Consider the following 15612-nt stretch of genomic DNA (forward strand, 5'->3'; position numbering starts at 1 on the left):
CTGTCAACTCGTTCACCCCATTAAATGCTTGCAGTCCGAAATTACTCATTTGACCAGCAGCGCAACCACACGCCCCCAATTGAGGTCGGCAAAGGTAAATCGCGGATATCCCAATGCGTTGTCATAGGTCATTCCTGCCACATTCCGGCCAACAAGATTGATGGAAAATCCGCGCCAATCACCGCCCATATCGGGAAATGTAAACACGGCACCTGCATGCGGGACTTCAAATATTCCCAGGCACACGCCGCCAGCTGCGAGATACGAGTCAAATACGACATTTTCAGCAGCATCAAAAACTTGTAGTCCGTAATTCATTTCAGGCGCCCCAGTAGTACACGACGCTTATTGTTCTCGTCGAACACTTGGATCGTCTCGCCAGCAATTTCAATGCGACCTCCAGTGTCCCGGCTGCGCAGCAAGCCAATCGTTCCGGTAGCGGCCACCAACTCACCGGAAAACCTCGCAACGGGAGCGGCTCCGGCCGTTCCAGGCGTCACTGTGAGTCCTGGCATATCCAAAAGGCCCGTACTCGACAGTTGAATGTAACCTCCGGGCACATAGCGATTCCCGATCAGCAGCCCCTGTGAACTCAGGTGGAACCCCGTGCCGCCATTGCTAGGCCAAGCGTATGTGTTGGTCGGGTATCCTGAGCCACCATGCAGCGTCGTGCCGTACAAGTCGCCGGCGGTCACATTCCCCAGGTTCGCGTTGATTGCCGCCAGGTTACCCACCGACAACGCCTTGGCTGCCACCGATCCGTCCACCAGCAAGTTGCCATTCAGCACCGTGCCAAGCACCAGCCAGGCGCCGTTATCAAAATACTTCGTCACCGCATGTGTGGCGTCGTACAAGGTCACCACGTCGCGATTGATCGGCGCGCCATAGCCGGCGCGGCCCAGCTCATACACGGCCGAGGCATCCGACCAGGCCGAGTAGCCTGGCGCCGTCACCGTGACGGTGCCGCGCTGGCCGGTGGCGCCGTCGGCGGCCAGGCGCGCAGCGGCGGCCCATTCGCCTGCGGCGATGTCGTCGGTCGCTGTACGCGATGCGGCCGTGGCGCCCGAAGTGAACAGGTAGGCGCCACCGGCTGTCGGCACCTGCGTCGACCAGCCGTTATTCAAGCCCGTCAGCGCGCCGGTGGCAAAAGTGAACGTGCAGGCCGCCGTGGGCAGCGCCGGTGCGATGTTGGTCGCACCGCGCTGGTAGATGCGCACGGGTGCCACGTTCAAGCCGTCGGCGCCGTCCTTGGCCAGCTGCACCGCGCCCGCCCACTCGTTGGTCACGATATTGTCCGTGGCATTGCGCGAGCTGGCGGCCGCCACGCGCACGTACAGCGGCGCCGTGCCTGCCGGGATGTTCTTCGACCAGCCATTGGCCAGGTCGTTGCCGGCCGGCGTTGTGATGGCGGCCGTGGCAAAGGTGAAGATCACGTCGCCGGGCGAATCGGCTGGCGCCGCCGCCGCCCGCTTGTAGGCGAAGGCTTGGCCAGTATTCACGCCGGCCAGGCCCGTCTCGCCAGCAACGCCATCGAAGACTTTGCTGATCATGTAGTTGCCGACGTAGTCGACGCCGAATTCGCGGATGCGCGCCTGCACCAGGGCCGTATCCGTGGTCATGGTGGCAAAGTCGACCGTGGCCACGTTGCCGTTGACAGTCATCTGCGTGCCGGCGGAGACAGAAAACACGATATCGCCCACCACGTTCACCGGCTTGGCAGTAATGGCAATCGAGCCCGGCGCGCCGGCGCCGGCACTATTCACGCGAAACACAGGCGTGCTGCCAGCCAAAAGGATCGCCTTGCCATCGGCCGTCGTGCTGAAGCGCTCCGCCGTGGCCTGCAGCAGCTTGTCGCGGGCGCCTCCGATGGCGGTCATACCAGCACCCCCACCGTCACGCGACCGGCCAGCCATTGGTGCGACAACAGCACTACCACGCCAGGCACGCCGCCCTGCAGGCCGAAGCGGTCATCGCGCAGCACCACGGGCTGCCCCAGTTCCAGCATCATCATCTCAGGCTCTCCATCAAATTCGTAAATCGTGCGCTGCACCTTGTTCAAGGCCAGGCGCCGCGCCGCTTCCGCCTGGGCGTCTGCGTTGGTCTTGAGGCAGGTGTCGACCTGCGGCGGGTCGTCCGTCAGTCGATAGCGCGCGCGCACCGCCTCATCGACTGCCGTTTCGGTCAGCCATTCCGTGGCGTACAAGTCCGCATGCGCCGGCGGGATGCTGGTGGTCAGGTTCGTTTGCACTGTCCAATTCTTGTCGAAACCGATCTTGACGGCCGCCACCACCGGCAGGCGCTGCACCGGACGCAGGGAATCGAGCCGCATGTGTTCGGGGCCAATTTCCACCGGCACGCCGGCGGCAGGCAGCGCGATCTGCACCAGGCGCAGCTGGCCAGTGCGCGACATGACCGCCTGGGCGCCCACACTGGCCGCCAGCTGCTGGATGGCCTGCGCCTGGTTCGTCCGGTCGGCTACATACAGGCCCACCAGTTGGGGGTGGGCCGCATCGAAGGCGGCCAAGTTGACCAGGTCGAGGTCGGCCAGGGTGAAGCGATCCGAGGCCTTGCCGTAGGCGGTGGCAATGCGCTGCACCAGCGGGGCGATGCGCGGCGCATACCCGCCGCCCTTGTCGCCCTGCACACTGACCGTGATCGTGGTGGAAAACGGATCGGTGGTCAGGTTGATGCGCCCCGCCTGGTCATTCAAGGCCACGGCAATCGGCTTGCCGTTGGTGCGTACCTCGAAACTCGACTCCACGGCGCCCAGAAAGCCATACTCCAGCGTGGCCGGATTGGTCAGCAATGGCGTCACGTTATGGCATTCGCCGAACGGTATTGGCAAGGTGGAGTCCTTGTTTGGCGAGGTGCCGCCCAGCTTTGCCTCGGCAATTGGCGTGTCCAGCCGCTGCAGCTTGTCGCGCAACGACAGGTTGATCGACTCGCGTGCGGAAATGCCGATATCGGCGACGATGCCGTCGAAGACCAGGCGAAAGTCGCTGCGCGGCCAGGCCGGATCTCCGGACCAGGCCTTGATGGGACGATTGCGCCAGACGTCGGCCAGCCAGCCGTCGAGCGCGCCATCAGCATTATCAAGTTCAATATCGCCGCCCGAAAGGCCAGCCTCACCGGTCAGGCTGACCTGTTCGGTGAAGGCCAGCCCGCCGGTGGCCAGCGGCAAGTACTCGACGTTGGGCGGGAGGTCGCCCGGGCCGGTGATATACGGCCAGGATGAGATAAACCGCGTCAACTCGACACCCGCCACATTCACCTGCACCTCGATCAGCACCATACGGATGGCGGACGGCCTTTGCAGCCATGCCAAAAATTGCGCATCGGTCATTCGGAATACTCCACTTTTTTCGCCCAGGCAGATGCCCTGGCGGATTTATCGACACCTGCCACGACCGTCTTGGCCGCCTTGTCGTTCGATTCGACGGTGGCCCTGATCGCCGCGCCGGTCTGATCCTTCTGCTCCGCGCGCAAACCCTTGACCTCTTCCCGCAGGCCCTTGATTTCCGCCACCAGCGCATCCGTGTTTCCACCGCCATGGCTTGGCGCGCCGCCGAAATAGCGCCGCATGGCTGCCGCCGCTGGCGCGTCGACCACAACCTCACCGCGGTGCAGCTCGGCCGCGTAGCCGTCAAACGGCACATTGGCAAGGCCGCCGGCATGAGAGCCGTCGAACTTCACGCCCAGCCCCGTGGCCGTGCCCATCGCCGCTTTCAGGTTGGCAATGGCTTGCGCCACCGTCAGCACGCTGTCGTTGATGGTGATCAGGCCCGACACCTGGGCCTTCAGGGCATCCAGGCTGGCCTGCTGCACGTCGACCTGGGCCGAGGCCCATTTCAACGCCTCGCTATTGGCCGCCAGCACGCGCGCGTAATCTGCCGCGTATTTGGCATCCGACGCGTTGACTACCTGCGAAGCCGTCAGGAACGCCTGTTCGGCGGCCGACAGGCCGGACTGCGCCGTCGTGTCGCCGGCATTCGCTGCCGCCAGGGTTTTTTCGAACTGGGCCCGCGCCTCGGCGTATTTCTGCTCCGGCGTCAGGATGGACTGGCTGCCCAGGGCCATGCTGGCGTTCAGGCCATTGAGCGTGGCCACCCACGATTTCGATTTCTCCAGTGCCGTCGTGGCCGCTGCCGATTCCGTCTCGTAGGCCTTGGCCAGCGCATCCTTGGCCGATACCACCGCCTTGGCCGCCTGCACCTGGTCGAACAGCGCACGGTTGACGGCGGCGATGCTGGAGCGCTGGATGGCCAGCAGTTCCGTTTCGCTTTTCGTCAATTCGTTCAGCTGTTTTTGCAGGTCCAGGTGTTCGCTGGCAATCTCGCTGGCCGACTTGACCACGGCAGCATAGTTGCCGGTCGCGGCAGCCAGCTGGCTGCTGTAATCAGATGCTGCCTTGAACGCAGGCGCCAAGGCCAGCAGCTTGATATACAGTTCTTGATCTGCCGCGCTGGCCAGATTCAGGCCCAGCACCTTTTTCTTGTAATCGTCCATGGTCGTGGCACCGGCCATGCCCAACTTGCCCAGCGTATCGGCCACGGTCGACAGCACCGGCGCCATCTGCTCGGCTTCTGTCAGGAAGTTCTCGGCAAAGAAGCTGGTCCCGCTGGTGAGCGAGTCCAGACTGCCTGCCAACTTGATCAGGTTCTCTCGCGCGCCAATGGTGGCCACGCCTACCGCGCCAAAGGCATCCTGAGATGTGCGGCCGGTCATAAGCAGGGCAGCGTCGACGGCGGCATAGTTGGTACCGACGCGCTGAAGCGTTTCGCTCAATTCTTCCGTTCCTACTTTGAACTGAACCAAATTTGGCACAATTTCCAAGGCAATCGAGTTGGCAACTTCACCAAAGAACTTTTTGACAGCCTCCTCGTTTTTCGCGGCATCACTCGTCAACGCTATGTTGACCGCCTGGGAGCGTGACTTGATACCGGCAGCGTCAACTCCCAAAGTCGTAGCCATGGCCGCAGACACCTCCCGGATGGCCGCATATGTACTGGAGAACGCGCCGGACGTCGCCGAATCGACCTTGCCTATGTCAACATCCGACTTATCGCTACGGAACCAACCTCCTTTTTGCTTCCAGGCTGCAAATGTCTCACCGTTGAAGGTGCTATCTGCCCCCAGGGTTCCACGAATTCCCGATGACGTAACCTGCTTTTCCCGCATGCCAAAAGCACGATTAACCAGGCCGCCCACGATACCGCCCAGAATCGGCACAGAATTTGTCAGTGTGGAAAAGTTAATGAAACCGCCGCCGTTGCCGCCATTGACGGAGTAACCGTCAGAAATCTTGTTGCCCAGGGCCCGGCCAATGCCGGCGGCAGCCAGCCAAGCGGTTGCCACGGTGAGCGCGGAACCAGCCGCCGAACCGCTCGTCAACGACCCTGCAGTGCTGGAGTCGCCAGCCTTCAAGTAGGCCTGCGCTGCGGTACCGGCCTGATCGCCCGATAAGGACATTCCCTTGCCAAAGCTCGACAATGAGCTGGAGTTGAAGAAATTCCCAGCGGAGCCGAGCGCATCGCCCAGAGAGGCCGTCATGCTTGAGAATCCTTCAGTTGCAATGGTGTACGCAGTTTTGGCACTTTGTGCCAGGCTGGCAATGCCCCCCAAACCACCGCCAGCCGCGCCGCCTGTCAGGCCAAGGCCACCGGCTGAGGCCAGGCCGGCGGCACCGGTGCCGGACACCGAGGCGCCGATGTTTAAGATCCACTTCTTGATTGTCATCTGGTAGAGCAGATCGAGCAGGCCGTTTTTCAGCGTGTCCCGCAGGCGGTCGAACGCTGACTTGCCCGAATCGAAAATAGAGACGAACGTGTCGTGCGCCGTCGCGTCGATCGATTCCCACATTTTGCGGTTGGCTTCGATCTCGGGCTTGGCCAGCTGGTTGATATACCAGGTCGAATATTCTTCCTGCAGGCGTTTCTGGGCGTCCGTGCCGGCGCCGGCCAGGGAAATGCGCTCTTGCCACATGGCGGCATCGATTTTCAGCAGTGCACTCGCGCGCGCCTTTTCATCGAATTGCGATTCAGCGGCAAAGCGGCGGTTCTCGTCGGCGAGCTGGCTGGCATAGCCGAGCGCCTTGGTCTGCGCCAGCGTGGCCTGCTCGACGCGCACGCGCGCGGCCGCTTCGTCCGTCAGCCGCTTGATCTGCTCCTCGGTGACGACCTTGCCGGCCAACTTCTCCTGCAACAGGAATTTCTCCAGCGCTGTCTGTTCACGGACGGCTACCATGGCCAGCTCGCGTGCATCGCTGGACTTGCCCATCATTTGATACTCTACCGCCAGCGCCGCCGAGGAGTCCTGGCGCGCCAACGTACTTTCCTGGATGTGTGTGGAAACGTCCTTTTCCGTGGCACGGGCCTTTGCCACCTTTTCTACGGCTGCCAGCTCGTCCAACGCTGCATAGGTCGCAGTCAGATGCGCATCAGCTAGTTTTAGCTTATTGACTTTGCTTGCCTCGTCCACCTTGATGCGCAGCTTCTGGCTCTCGGTCGCATCTACATCAGTGGCGTTTTCTATACGGCCGGCCTCGATCTTCTCGCGGATGCTCGCAATTAACGTGGAATAGGCCTGTTCCTCTTTTTTGAGGCCGGAAGCAACGCTCTTGTCAGCATATTTGGCCCTCACCAGCTTTTCCATTTCCGGAGGGATTTCCCCGAACTTCTTTTTCAGTTCGCCAAGTTCAGCTGCCATTTTCTGCGCGGCCGTACCATTCTGATCAAACCAGGTTTTAATATCAGCATCGCGCGTGAATGCCTTGTTTTTTTGCTGTTCGTTATTAAAAGTCTCCATTTCCTGATTGATTTCGTTCAGTCGACCGCCCCAAACACCCATCAGGGCCGATTTGGCAACAATATCCAAGTCGGTACGCTTGCCGATCGAGTTAATTTCAGCCAAGATTTTTTCGCGATTTTTCTCTCCATCCGTCACTGGCGCCGAGCCTGTTGTCATTTTTTTATTTGCAAGCTCGTTTCGCTCCTTGAGTTTTTCAATTTGCTTGTTCAAATTTGACAGGTATTCGTCGATTTCTTCCGCCAGCGTTGTCGTAACTGCTTTTTCCGCTTCACTACCTTTACTTCCCCACAATACCCATGCAGCCGCGCCCACGCTAAGCAAGGTAGTAATAATCCCGATCGGCCCCCCCAAGAATCCCAGTGCCTTGGAGGCAATGCTCGCTGTAACTGCGGTACGTCCAATTGCGCCATTCAAGCCGTTCGTGGCGGCGGTGCGCGCTGCCGTCGCCGCGGTATCAGCCGATGTTGCGGCAGTGACCGACGCCGTCGCCGATGCCAATTGTGCTGAAACGCGCCCTAGAGCAATGCTTGATGCGGTAAGCTCAGCCAGCGCCGCTACTCGCGCCTGTTCGGCCACGGCCAGGTCAAGCGTCGATGCGCGTACAACGCGCAGTGCAAAACTGAGCGCGCCGGCAGACGATGCGGCAGCGATGGCAGCTTCAGCTGATGCAATATTTGCTTTTGCCTGGTTGTATTGAGCGAACACCAATTCGCGGGCTGCGAGCAGTGCAGTTTTTTGCGCTACCAGGCCGGCCAGTGTCGCCTCTGTTTCGATCAATTTCGCCGAGGTGGACGCTGACACTGCGGTTGTACTGGCTACTAGAGCCTCGGCCTTGGAAATTAGCGCCGCGCGCTCCACTACCAACAGTGCAGCTAATTCGGCATTTGAAGCGAAATAGGCCTGTACTGCTGCGACGCCCATGAAAAAATATCCGGCCATCTTCAAGGTCAACAACCCTGCAGTGGCGGCAAACAGAACGTTTATATTGTCGGAAAGCAATTTTATGCTTGTGGTAAGAATATTCACGGTGCCATTTGCTTGCGCTTTGATGGCCGTAAATTCCATAAATTCATTTTTCAATACAGTGAAAGCACCACCTATTGTGGCAACTTTTTTGCCTTCCTCACGCAAGGCTACAAGTGCGTTTGGCAAGACCTCTGCCATGATTTTGGACGTAATCTTTCCCTCACCAGCCATGCCCTTCAGGGCGCCTATCGGCAGTCCCATACCATCGGCCAGCGCTTTCATCAAGCGTGGGGCAGCCTCATTCACTGCGTTGAACTCCTCGCCCCGAAGCGTGCCAGATGCGAAAGCTTGCGACAGTTGCAGCTGCGCGGATGCCGATTCTGTCGCCGTTGCGCCACTGACCTTCAATGCCAAATTGACGGTCTCCGTAATCTCAGCGACCTGCTTTTGCGTGGTGCCCAGCTCCCGGGTTCCGTTTGCAATGCGAGCATAAAGAGTTCCGGTGCCATCCAAAGCCTGCTGTGAGCTGTTGGCAATACGCTTCACGTCGGCGTATGCCGCGTTATATTCACGTTGAGATATCGTCGCCAGACGCAACTGGGCGGTAAACTTGGCGTATTCATCACTCATTTTGATGATGCCGGCCAGGCCGGTGCCCAGGCCGATGGCACCCAATGCGGCGCCGACCTTGTCGCTGTAGGCAGCGATATCCCGAAGAGATGATGTTGACTGGGTGCGCAAGCGATTGAATTCCCGAATCGCTTGCGCGGAGTCTGCAGTAATGATGACGCGAGATTCATTTCCCATCGGTCTTTTCTCTCCAGGCGCTCAAGGTCGCCCGTTCCATACATTGAATTTCATAAAAAACACGCTCTTCGTCACACCGTTTGACGCGGGCCTTACGCATGACTACCTCTACACCTGGATAGGACAGCCCGGTCGGGCCGGCCATCCCCGTTATCCACTGCGTGCTCATGGCTTGAAATAAATTCCAGCTTTTTAGGTTCTCGGGCCATAAATAAAGCTCTTCGCAAACAGCCGCCGCGCGATGTACCCGTAAGCCAAAGGCAGCAGCTGCTGAATCGGTAGATTCCTGCTCCTGCTCTTGTTCTTGGTCCGATACGACCAGGCCGAGCGCTACAAAGCGCGCGACCTGGCTTAGTTTTTTGCCTTGGCCCCGGCTTCTTTCATGTAGGCGGTGAAGCACAACATACCCATGCCACTAATGCTCAGCAGGGCCGCCAGCGCGTCTTCGCAAAATTCGGCAGGTTTATCGTCGACTTCCAGCACCAGGCGCTGATCGCGCCAGTCCGTCGCCACATCGGCGATAAATTCGTCAACTTGCGTTTCGCCACCGTTCAAGGCGCTTTTCAGCCCTGCGGTATCCAGACGTTTGCAAATCAACGAGAATTTAAATGGGATTGCTTTGCCGCTTTCATTGGTGTGCGAACCAGCTACCGGAACTGCTACCGTATCGCCAACTACGATTTTGTATTGCTTTTTCATTATTTTCTTTCACAGTGCGGGGCACTCTGGCCCCAGGGTTTAGAAACTGGTGGCAATGCGGATTTCGTCGTTGCCCGCAATCGGATTGACCAGCAGCTTGTAGCCGATCATGCGGGCGCCGTTAAGGTCTTCCTTGGACGGCTCAATGCGTTGCACACCTGGCATGAAGACGGCGACACGACTGCCGGCCACGGTGCCGTGGACCATGCCCAAACTGGTTTTTGCCGTAGCCAGAACCGCAGCCATGGCCGCCACTTCTTGCGCTGCTGTCAATTCCAGCTGCACTGCGCCAGTCACTTTGCGTTCGGTAATCGGTACGGATTCACCGCCCAGTAGCGCCTGAAATGGCGATGTGACACCCAGATCGATCGTCAGCCCTTTACTCGGGTAGGAATCACCGCCGATCAGTGCTGGTGGCGTAGTGGTCGCATGTGTAGCACCCCACATGAGCTTTCCGGAGTTGGCATCGAGCACGATCTCTGGGACTTGCCACTCTTCCAGGTCTGCCGTTGGAGCAGCGGCCACGCCAATGCCGCCGTACAGGCAGACGAACTTGCACGAGATGACTGGCTTTTCGCCAACGCTCAACTTCAGCGAGGCGGTACCGCGTGCGCCCATGCCCTTATGCAGTACACCATCGTCATACCAGTCAATGGTGAGCGATTCGAAACCGGTGGAAATAGGAACATAGTCCACACGCACGCCTGCAGTAATGACCTCGGCGAAACCACAAGCACGCAGCAATGGCCCCCAAGCTGGGGCAGTACCCAACGTGCCGGCGCCCACCAGCTCGACATCGAAGCCCATTTCGACATAGCGGCTGCCGACCAGTTGCTCATCACCGCCCAAAAAGGGACGAATATTGTTGCGGTCGACGTTTTGGGCGTTCAGCGGATTGATGCTCAGCGTGCTGACCAGCATTGCGTTGGCTGCGCCGGTCGGCACGGCATCGACGCCGTACACGGTTTCCATTTTGGCGAGAATCGCCGTATTGCGAATGAGGCGAGACATGGATTACTCCTTGTTGGGTTGCGTGGCCGGGGCCGGGACCGGGTTCTTGACGAGCGTGCCGTCAACAGGGTTGCGGGAGTAGCTGCCGCCCGTTTTCGGCTCGGCCTGGCGGACCGGGATCGGCGCCGGCGTATCCTGCGCGGCACTTACAGCTGGCTTTGGTGTAACAACAGTCATGTCAAAGTCCTTCCTTTGGTTTGATGCATCACCAAGAATTTGGCGGTGATGCAGGCTATTTTTGAATCGAGCTCGTCTACTTCCCAGGACAGCGTGTCGCCCGGCAGCGGCTCGAACGACATTGCAGCGCCCCCCAACGTCGGCGCCAGCGCCAGGCGGTCGAACACATTCACCACCAGCGCATCGGTGACCGCATCCGGCTCGCTACCCGTGGCGCGCGCATAGCATTCGACGTTGACCAGCGTGGCCCAGGTGGTCGGGCCACCGATGACCTGGGCCAGCGTGGAGGTGCTGCGCTCTACCCGGACCACGATGGCGCTGGCCTGGTCGACACCAATAGCGCGGGTGCGCGAGCGGTAGATGCGGCCGTCCGCCAGCGCTGGTCCAATCCGCAGTTGATCGAGGATGGCGCTGACGACGCTGAACTGCGCGCTATTCATGGACGCTCCAGGAATACCAGCGTGATGCCGGCCGGCTGCTCGCCATCCGGCCGGCGCTCGGCGACACTCCAGGCCACAGGGGCGCTGGTGCCGACAGCGATCTGGATGGTGCTGCCGGCGAAATCGGCAGGTACGTCGCTATTCATGATCTGCATTTGCGGCGTCGAAGCACCCATGTGCGCACTACCAACCGTTGCCGCCGAATATTCGGCATCGAAGATCACCGGCACCGTGCTGGTGCCGATGGTCGCCATGGCGTTGGCCAGTTTTTTATGCGCTACGCAGTTCATTCGCGCTTCGAGGACGTCGAACATCAGGCGTTGATCTTGATGTTGGTCGTGCCGACGCCTGCACCAGCTGGCGCCGCAGCGAAGCCCGCCGCCGTGTTGCCGGCAGCGGTGGTAGTCAGGCGATTGTTGGCGGCATCCCAGTACAGCAGGTCGCCCAGGCCGACCACGTCCGTGCCCAGCTTGGCGACTGCAAATACGCCTTCGGCGGTGATCGCGCCAGTCTCGCCGACGGTGATGTCGGCCAAGGCGATGGCGATGCGCTTGCCGATCACGACCACTGCACCAGATGCGACAGCGGCGGTGGCCGTATAGCTCAGGACGTTACCTTCTTGAATATAGTTCTTGGCCATGATGGCTCCTATGTCGTGGATGAGTGCGCCGCCGCAGCGGCGCGCCAGGTATGCGCAGTTTAGGCGCCCGGGTTCTTGGCCATGGTGCGGAAGTCGAGCGCCTTGACGCCCGCATCCATGCGCACCTTGAATTCGACACCATCGACGTGCCAGCCGTTTTGCTGCTCCAGCGTCGGTGCTTCGTTGCCATCGAGGTACTGCACTTCGATGCAGTCATGCTGATCCTTGCTGGCCACGCCGTACCATGCGGTCGCGGAGTTTGCATCCAGGCGGGCGTCGGCCACGACGTCAAACGTGCTGCGCACACTGTTGGGCACGGTGTTGTTCTTGTTGGCCCCGCCGACTTCAAACTCGCTCTCGCGCACCACGTTGGCCGTGCCGCGCAGTGCACGCGGAACGATCAGCGTTTTCACATCGAGATTGAGAATCGAGCCGGTGCCATCTTTTTGCAGGCCCATGGCAACTTGCAAGGCATCAACCGTGGCAGTCGAAATGCCCGCGCCAGGCAGCAAATTCTTGTGGTCAGCATGGAACAGGGCAATGCCATCCGACATACGCGGGTTGCTGGTCAAAATCGCATAGACCAGGTCGCCGATGGTGCGGATCGCGGCGCGGCCCATGCGTTTCGGAATTTTGGTGAAAGCGTCGAGGTCGTCGTTGATGATGGCCTGGCGCGTCAGCGAGAACATCTTGCCGTAGGTGGCCAGTTGCACCGATTCGCCACGCTCGCCGATATCAGCATATGTGTATTCGGCGCCATCCTGGATCTTGTCGAGCGATGGGAAGGTGTTCAGGTCAACGCGCTTACCGACCTTGAAATCACCCAGCGTGCCTTTGGAGGTCCACAGCTGGAAGGTTTCTTCGGCTTCTTCGTAACCCTTCAACATGGCCTTTTCGGCGATGTTGCCGAGCAGCATGGGGAAATCGCTGCCGGTGTGGGTAAAAGCGGCGGCCACCAGCTTCATTTTGTCCATGCCTTTGGCATTGATGCCAGCCTGGTCCAGGCAGGCGCGGGCAATGTCGAGCATGCTGTAGCTGCGGAAATTGTTGCTGCGGTCATCCTTGCCCAGGTTGGAGCGTGCCAGCACCGACGCCTCGACGCCGGCCCGGAACTTGTCGCGCTCATCTTCGAGCGTCACGATGCGGCCGCCGCCCGCCGAACTGGCGCCAGCGCCCAAATGCGCCAGCAGTTTGGTGTTGGCCGCTTCGACCGTGCATTCGGTATCATCGGCGCAGACGGCCGCCAGGGCGCTGACACCTTCAGTCGAGGCGAACTTGGCGAAAGCTGCGCTGATGGAGGTGCGACGGGTTTTATCGGCTTCCAGCGCAGCAGCGGCGATCTGCTTGGCCGCAACAGCGGCAGCGGACGGCTCCACGGCTTGCGGATTAAGTGGTTGTGGCACGGCATTCTCCTTCGGGGTGATGGTGGGTTGTGGCGCGACAGATGCCGCAGGACCTGCTGGCAGCGGGAAAGATGCATACCGCGCCTGGATGGATGGGTTGAGGCTGGCTGAGGCAGCCAGCGGCAAGGCCGCGATGGCGGCATCGGCGAATTTGGCGGAGATTGCTTCCTCGGCCGTGTACCAGTGGTCTTTGCCGTCCTGCAGCAAGGCCAGGATTTCGGCTTTGTCGCCGCCAGTCTTGGCGATATAGCTGGTGGCCATGGCTTCGGCGTAGCTGTCGAGCATGTCGGCATCTTCGCGCAGCGACGTGCTATTGCCGCCCGTGTACATCCAGGGGGCATGAATCATCAGCATGGCGTTGTCTGCCATCTCGACAGTATCGCCAGCCATCGCGATCAGACTGGCGATGGAAGCGGCAATGCCGTCGATCACGGTGGTGACGGTGGCCGGGTGGCGCTTGAGGGCGTTATGGATGGCCACGCCATCGGTCACGGAACCGCCATAGCTATTGATGCGCACGGTCAGCGCGTCGACGTCCAGCAAGCTCACCTCGCGCACAAAGTCCTTGGCCGCGATGGTATCGCCGTACCAGCTCTCGCCGATATCGCCATAAATGAGGATTTCGGCGCGAGCTTGCGCGTTGACGCCGGCGGCCGGGCGCGCTTGGGCGTGGATGGTGTACCACTTTTCTGGCGTTGCTGCTGTCGTCGCTTTGGGGCTTGGCATGATGCGTTCCTTAGTCAATGCACTCAGTGTGTTTGTTTGGGTGTCTCATTTCTACGGAAAAATGAGACACTATTTTCCGGAGTGTTGTTAGTGGGCGATTACGCGGGTTCGGAGTTGTCTTTTGGCGGCACGGCCTTGCCCTGGTTGGCAAAATCCGAACCAAAAATCAAGCCTTTTTCCTTGACGGCCTTGCGGTGAGCGTCGATCTGCTCGAGCACATCGCGCGGGTTGGCGCCACGCTTGCGCATCACTTCGACCTCGCTGGCAAAGCCGTCCTGCACCAGGGAATGCCAGGCCAGGGCTTCTTTCAACGGGTCGATCCAGGGCATCGACTGGCCGACAAACAGCGCATCGTCAGCGCTGGCCGGGTCGACATCCTTGGGTATTGGGACGGCGCCGGACAGGTGGGCGATCTGCACGAAGTCTTGCCACACGGGCTGCACCAGCTGGCCGACGAATTCATCCGTCAGCACGGCGTAGTTGATCCATTGCTCCACCAGCTCTTGGCGCTGCGCCGAGTACGTGCCGTTGTAGTCTCGCGCCAGGCTGGAATAGCTGGCGCCGACGCCGGCGGCAACCGCGCGCAGCTGCCCCTGGCGGAAAGTGATCAAATTCGGGTTGGGCCGATTCGAGTCGATCATGCCGATCTCCTCGCCAACGGCCAGGCTGTCGATGATCATGCCTGGCGCCATGCCAATCTCGCGCGCAGCGGCCGGCGCCCGCGCGCCATTCTCGTCAGGTTGCCCATACAAGTCGGGCGAGCCGCGCTTGACGTAGGCAGTCAGGCTGGCAGCCACCTTGGCGGCGATGCGCTCGGACTCTTCATAATCCTTGATGTCCTCCAGGCGCGTGATGACACTGGCGAACTCGGAGACGCCGCGCATCTGGCCGATGCGATCAACGAACGCCAGGTGGTGCATGCGCGCCACTTCGATGCGCTTGACTTCATAGCCACGCTTGGACCAGGTGCGGGCGCCTGGGAATTCCTTGTACGCCCAGTACGCCAGCGGCCGGCCCCAGGCATTGCGCTCGATGCCCTGATAGATATTGCGTGCCTCGTCCTGGTAATCCATGGGAATCAAGTCAGCTTCGATCATTTCCAGCGAGTACGGCACGCGCGTGCCGTGGTCCAGGCCGGTAACCGGACCGATCAAGCGCTGGGCGAAAACCTCGCCATCGCGCAGCCAGGTCTTGGCGAGCATGCGCTGTACCTTGGCCCAGTGATGCCGATGCGTCACTTCGGGGATCAGGCACCAGTCGCGGTAGGCATCGCGCAGCTGCTTGGCGTACTCGTCATGGATCGTACCGTCACGGCACCGTGGTTGCGGCTCGATGCCAATGCCGGTCGGGCCGATGATGTTATTGACCAGGGTGCGCAGCGCGCCGCGGGCGATATCGTGGTTTTGTTCCAGATTGCGCGCCAGGGTGCGCAAGGTTACCGCGCCTTGTTTGACCTGGGTATCGGGTGAGCCGGTATCTTTGGCGTGCTTGCGAAGGCGCGACGGCTTGGCCGCCTCGTACTGGTTCAGGACGCGCCGGGCAGCCAGGCGCTTGATGCCGGCATTCGGTGCGAAGAAGGAAATAAGCTGGTCGACAACGTTCATCGACACCGGGATGGCGGCGGCCATTATTGACCACCAAAGCGGGCGAGAGCGAAGCCCAGGCCGCCAATGCTGGAAGCACCGCTGGCGGCGGCGGTTTCGCGGTTTACAGCCTGCTGCCACTCCTTGCGGCCGGTAATTACCGAGCCAAGGTCTTCCATGCGCAAGGTGCGGTCGCCCAATTTGACTTCCTTCCCTTCCAGGATGGCAGCCTCGGCAGCGAGGTATTTGGCGAGCATGTCGGTTGCAATGGTCATCGGGCGATCCTTGTGGTTGATCGCCCGACCTTACGGGGGGGCTTGTCTCATTTCTACGGAAAAATGAGACTATATTTT

General features: G+C 60.4%; 14 protein-coding genes. All 14 read right to left on the minus strand.

The window, feature by feature from the left end; genetic code table 11:
- Window positions 1-45: 45 nt before the first annotated feature.
- Entirely contained in the window at window positions 46-318 is a 273-nt protein-coding gene (locus V3C40_RS01040; RefSeq protein ID WP_331776213.1) for a hypothetical protein, read from the minus strand.
- Window positions 315-1877: a hypothetical protein gene (locus tag V3C40_RS01045; protein WP_331776214.1), complete on the minus strand. Its 1563-nt coding sequence runs from the start codon at window positions 1875-1877 to the stop codon at window positions 315-317. Before V3C40_RS01045 ends, V3C40_RS01040 begins: the two co-directional genes overlap by 4 nt.
- On the minus strand, window positions 1874-3343 hold the full coding sequence (locus V3C40_RS01050; RefSeq protein WP_331776215.1) for a hypothetical protein: 1470 nt from the start codon (window positions 3341-3343) through the stop codon (window positions 1874-1876). The genes V3C40_RS01045 and V3C40_RS01050 overlap by 4 nt, the downstream gene beginning before the upstream one ends.
- On the minus strand, window positions 3340-8580 hold the full coding sequence (locus V3C40_RS01055; RefSeq protein WP_331776216.1) for a tape measure protein: 5241 nt from the start codon (window positions 8578-8580) through the stop codon (window positions 3340-3342). The genes V3C40_RS01050 and V3C40_RS01055 overlap by 4 nt, the downstream gene beginning before the upstream one ends.
- Window positions 8570-8980 carry a DUF1799 domain-containing protein gene (locus tag V3C40_RS01060; RefSeq protein WP_331776217.1) on the minus strand — a complete coding sequence of 137 codons (411 nt, stop codon included), beginning with the start codon at window positions 8978-8980 and terminating at the stop codon, window positions 8570-8572. The genes V3C40_RS01055 and V3C40_RS01060 overlap by 11 nt, the downstream gene beginning before the upstream one ends.
- Window positions 8932-9279, minus strand: coding sequence for a hypothetical protein (locus tag V3C40_RS01065; protein WP_331776218.1), 348 nt, complete (start codon window positions 9277-9279; stop codon window positions 8932-8934). Before V3C40_RS01065 ends, V3C40_RS01060 begins: the two co-directional genes overlap by 49 nt.
- Window positions 9280-9318: 39 nt before the next feature.
- Window positions 9319-10290, minus strand: a complete 972-nt coding sequence (locus V3C40_RS01070) for a phage tail tube protein (RefSeq protein ID WP_331776219.1) — start codon at window positions 10288-10290, stop codon at window positions 9319-9321.
- 3 nt (window positions 10291-10293) lie between these two features.
- Window positions 10294-10467, minus strand: a complete 174-nt coding sequence (locus tag V3C40_RS01075; RefSeq protein ID WP_331776220.1) for a hypothetical protein — start codon at window positions 10465-10467, stop codon at window positions 10294-10296.
- Entirely contained in the window at window positions 10464-10907 is a 444-nt protein-coding gene (locus tag V3C40_RS01080) for a hypothetical protein (RefSeq protein WP_331776221.1), read from the minus strand. Before V3C40_RS01080 ends, V3C40_RS01075 begins: the two co-directional genes overlap by 4 nt.
- A complete protein-coding gene (locus V3C40_RS01085; RefSeq protein ID WP_331776222.1) occupies window positions 10904-11221 on the minus strand; it encodes a head-tail joining protein in 318 nt (105 codons plus the stop codon). The genes V3C40_RS01080 and V3C40_RS01085 overlap by 4 nt, the downstream gene beginning before the upstream one ends.
- Entirely contained in the window at window positions 11221-11547 is a 327-nt protein-coding gene (locus tag V3C40_RS01090) for a capsid cement protein (protein WP_331776223.1), read from the minus strand. Before V3C40_RS01090 ends, V3C40_RS01085 begins: the two co-directional genes overlap by 1 nt.
- A 59-nt stretch (window positions 11548-11606) precedes the next feature.
- Window positions 11607-13676 carry a ClpP-like prohead protease/major capsid protein fusion protein gene (locus tag V3C40_RS01095; RefSeq protein WP_331776224.1) on the minus strand — a complete coding sequence of 690 codons (2070 nt, stop codon included), beginning with the start codon at window positions 13674-13676 and terminating at the stop codon, window positions 11607-11609.
- A 98-nt stretch (window positions 13677-13774) separates the two neighbouring features.
- Window positions 13775-15304, minus strand: coding sequence for a phage portal protein (locus V3C40_RS01100; protein ID WP_331776225.1), 1530 nt, complete (start codon window positions 15302-15304; stop codon window positions 13775-13777).
- Window positions 15304-15534, minus strand: a complete 231-nt coding sequence (locus V3C40_RS01105) for a hypothetical protein (protein ID WP_331776226.1) — start codon at window positions 15532-15534, stop codon at window positions 15304-15306. Before V3C40_RS01105 ends, V3C40_RS01100 begins: the two co-directional genes overlap by 1 nt.
- Between the last annotated feature and the right edge of the window lie 78 nt (window positions 15535-15612).

Source organism: Janthinobacterium sp. LS2A (assembly GCF_036543145.1).
Lineage (GTDB): Bacteria > Pseudomonadota > Gammaproteobacteria > Burkholderiales > Burkholderiaceae_D > Janthinobacterium > Janthinobacterium aestuarii.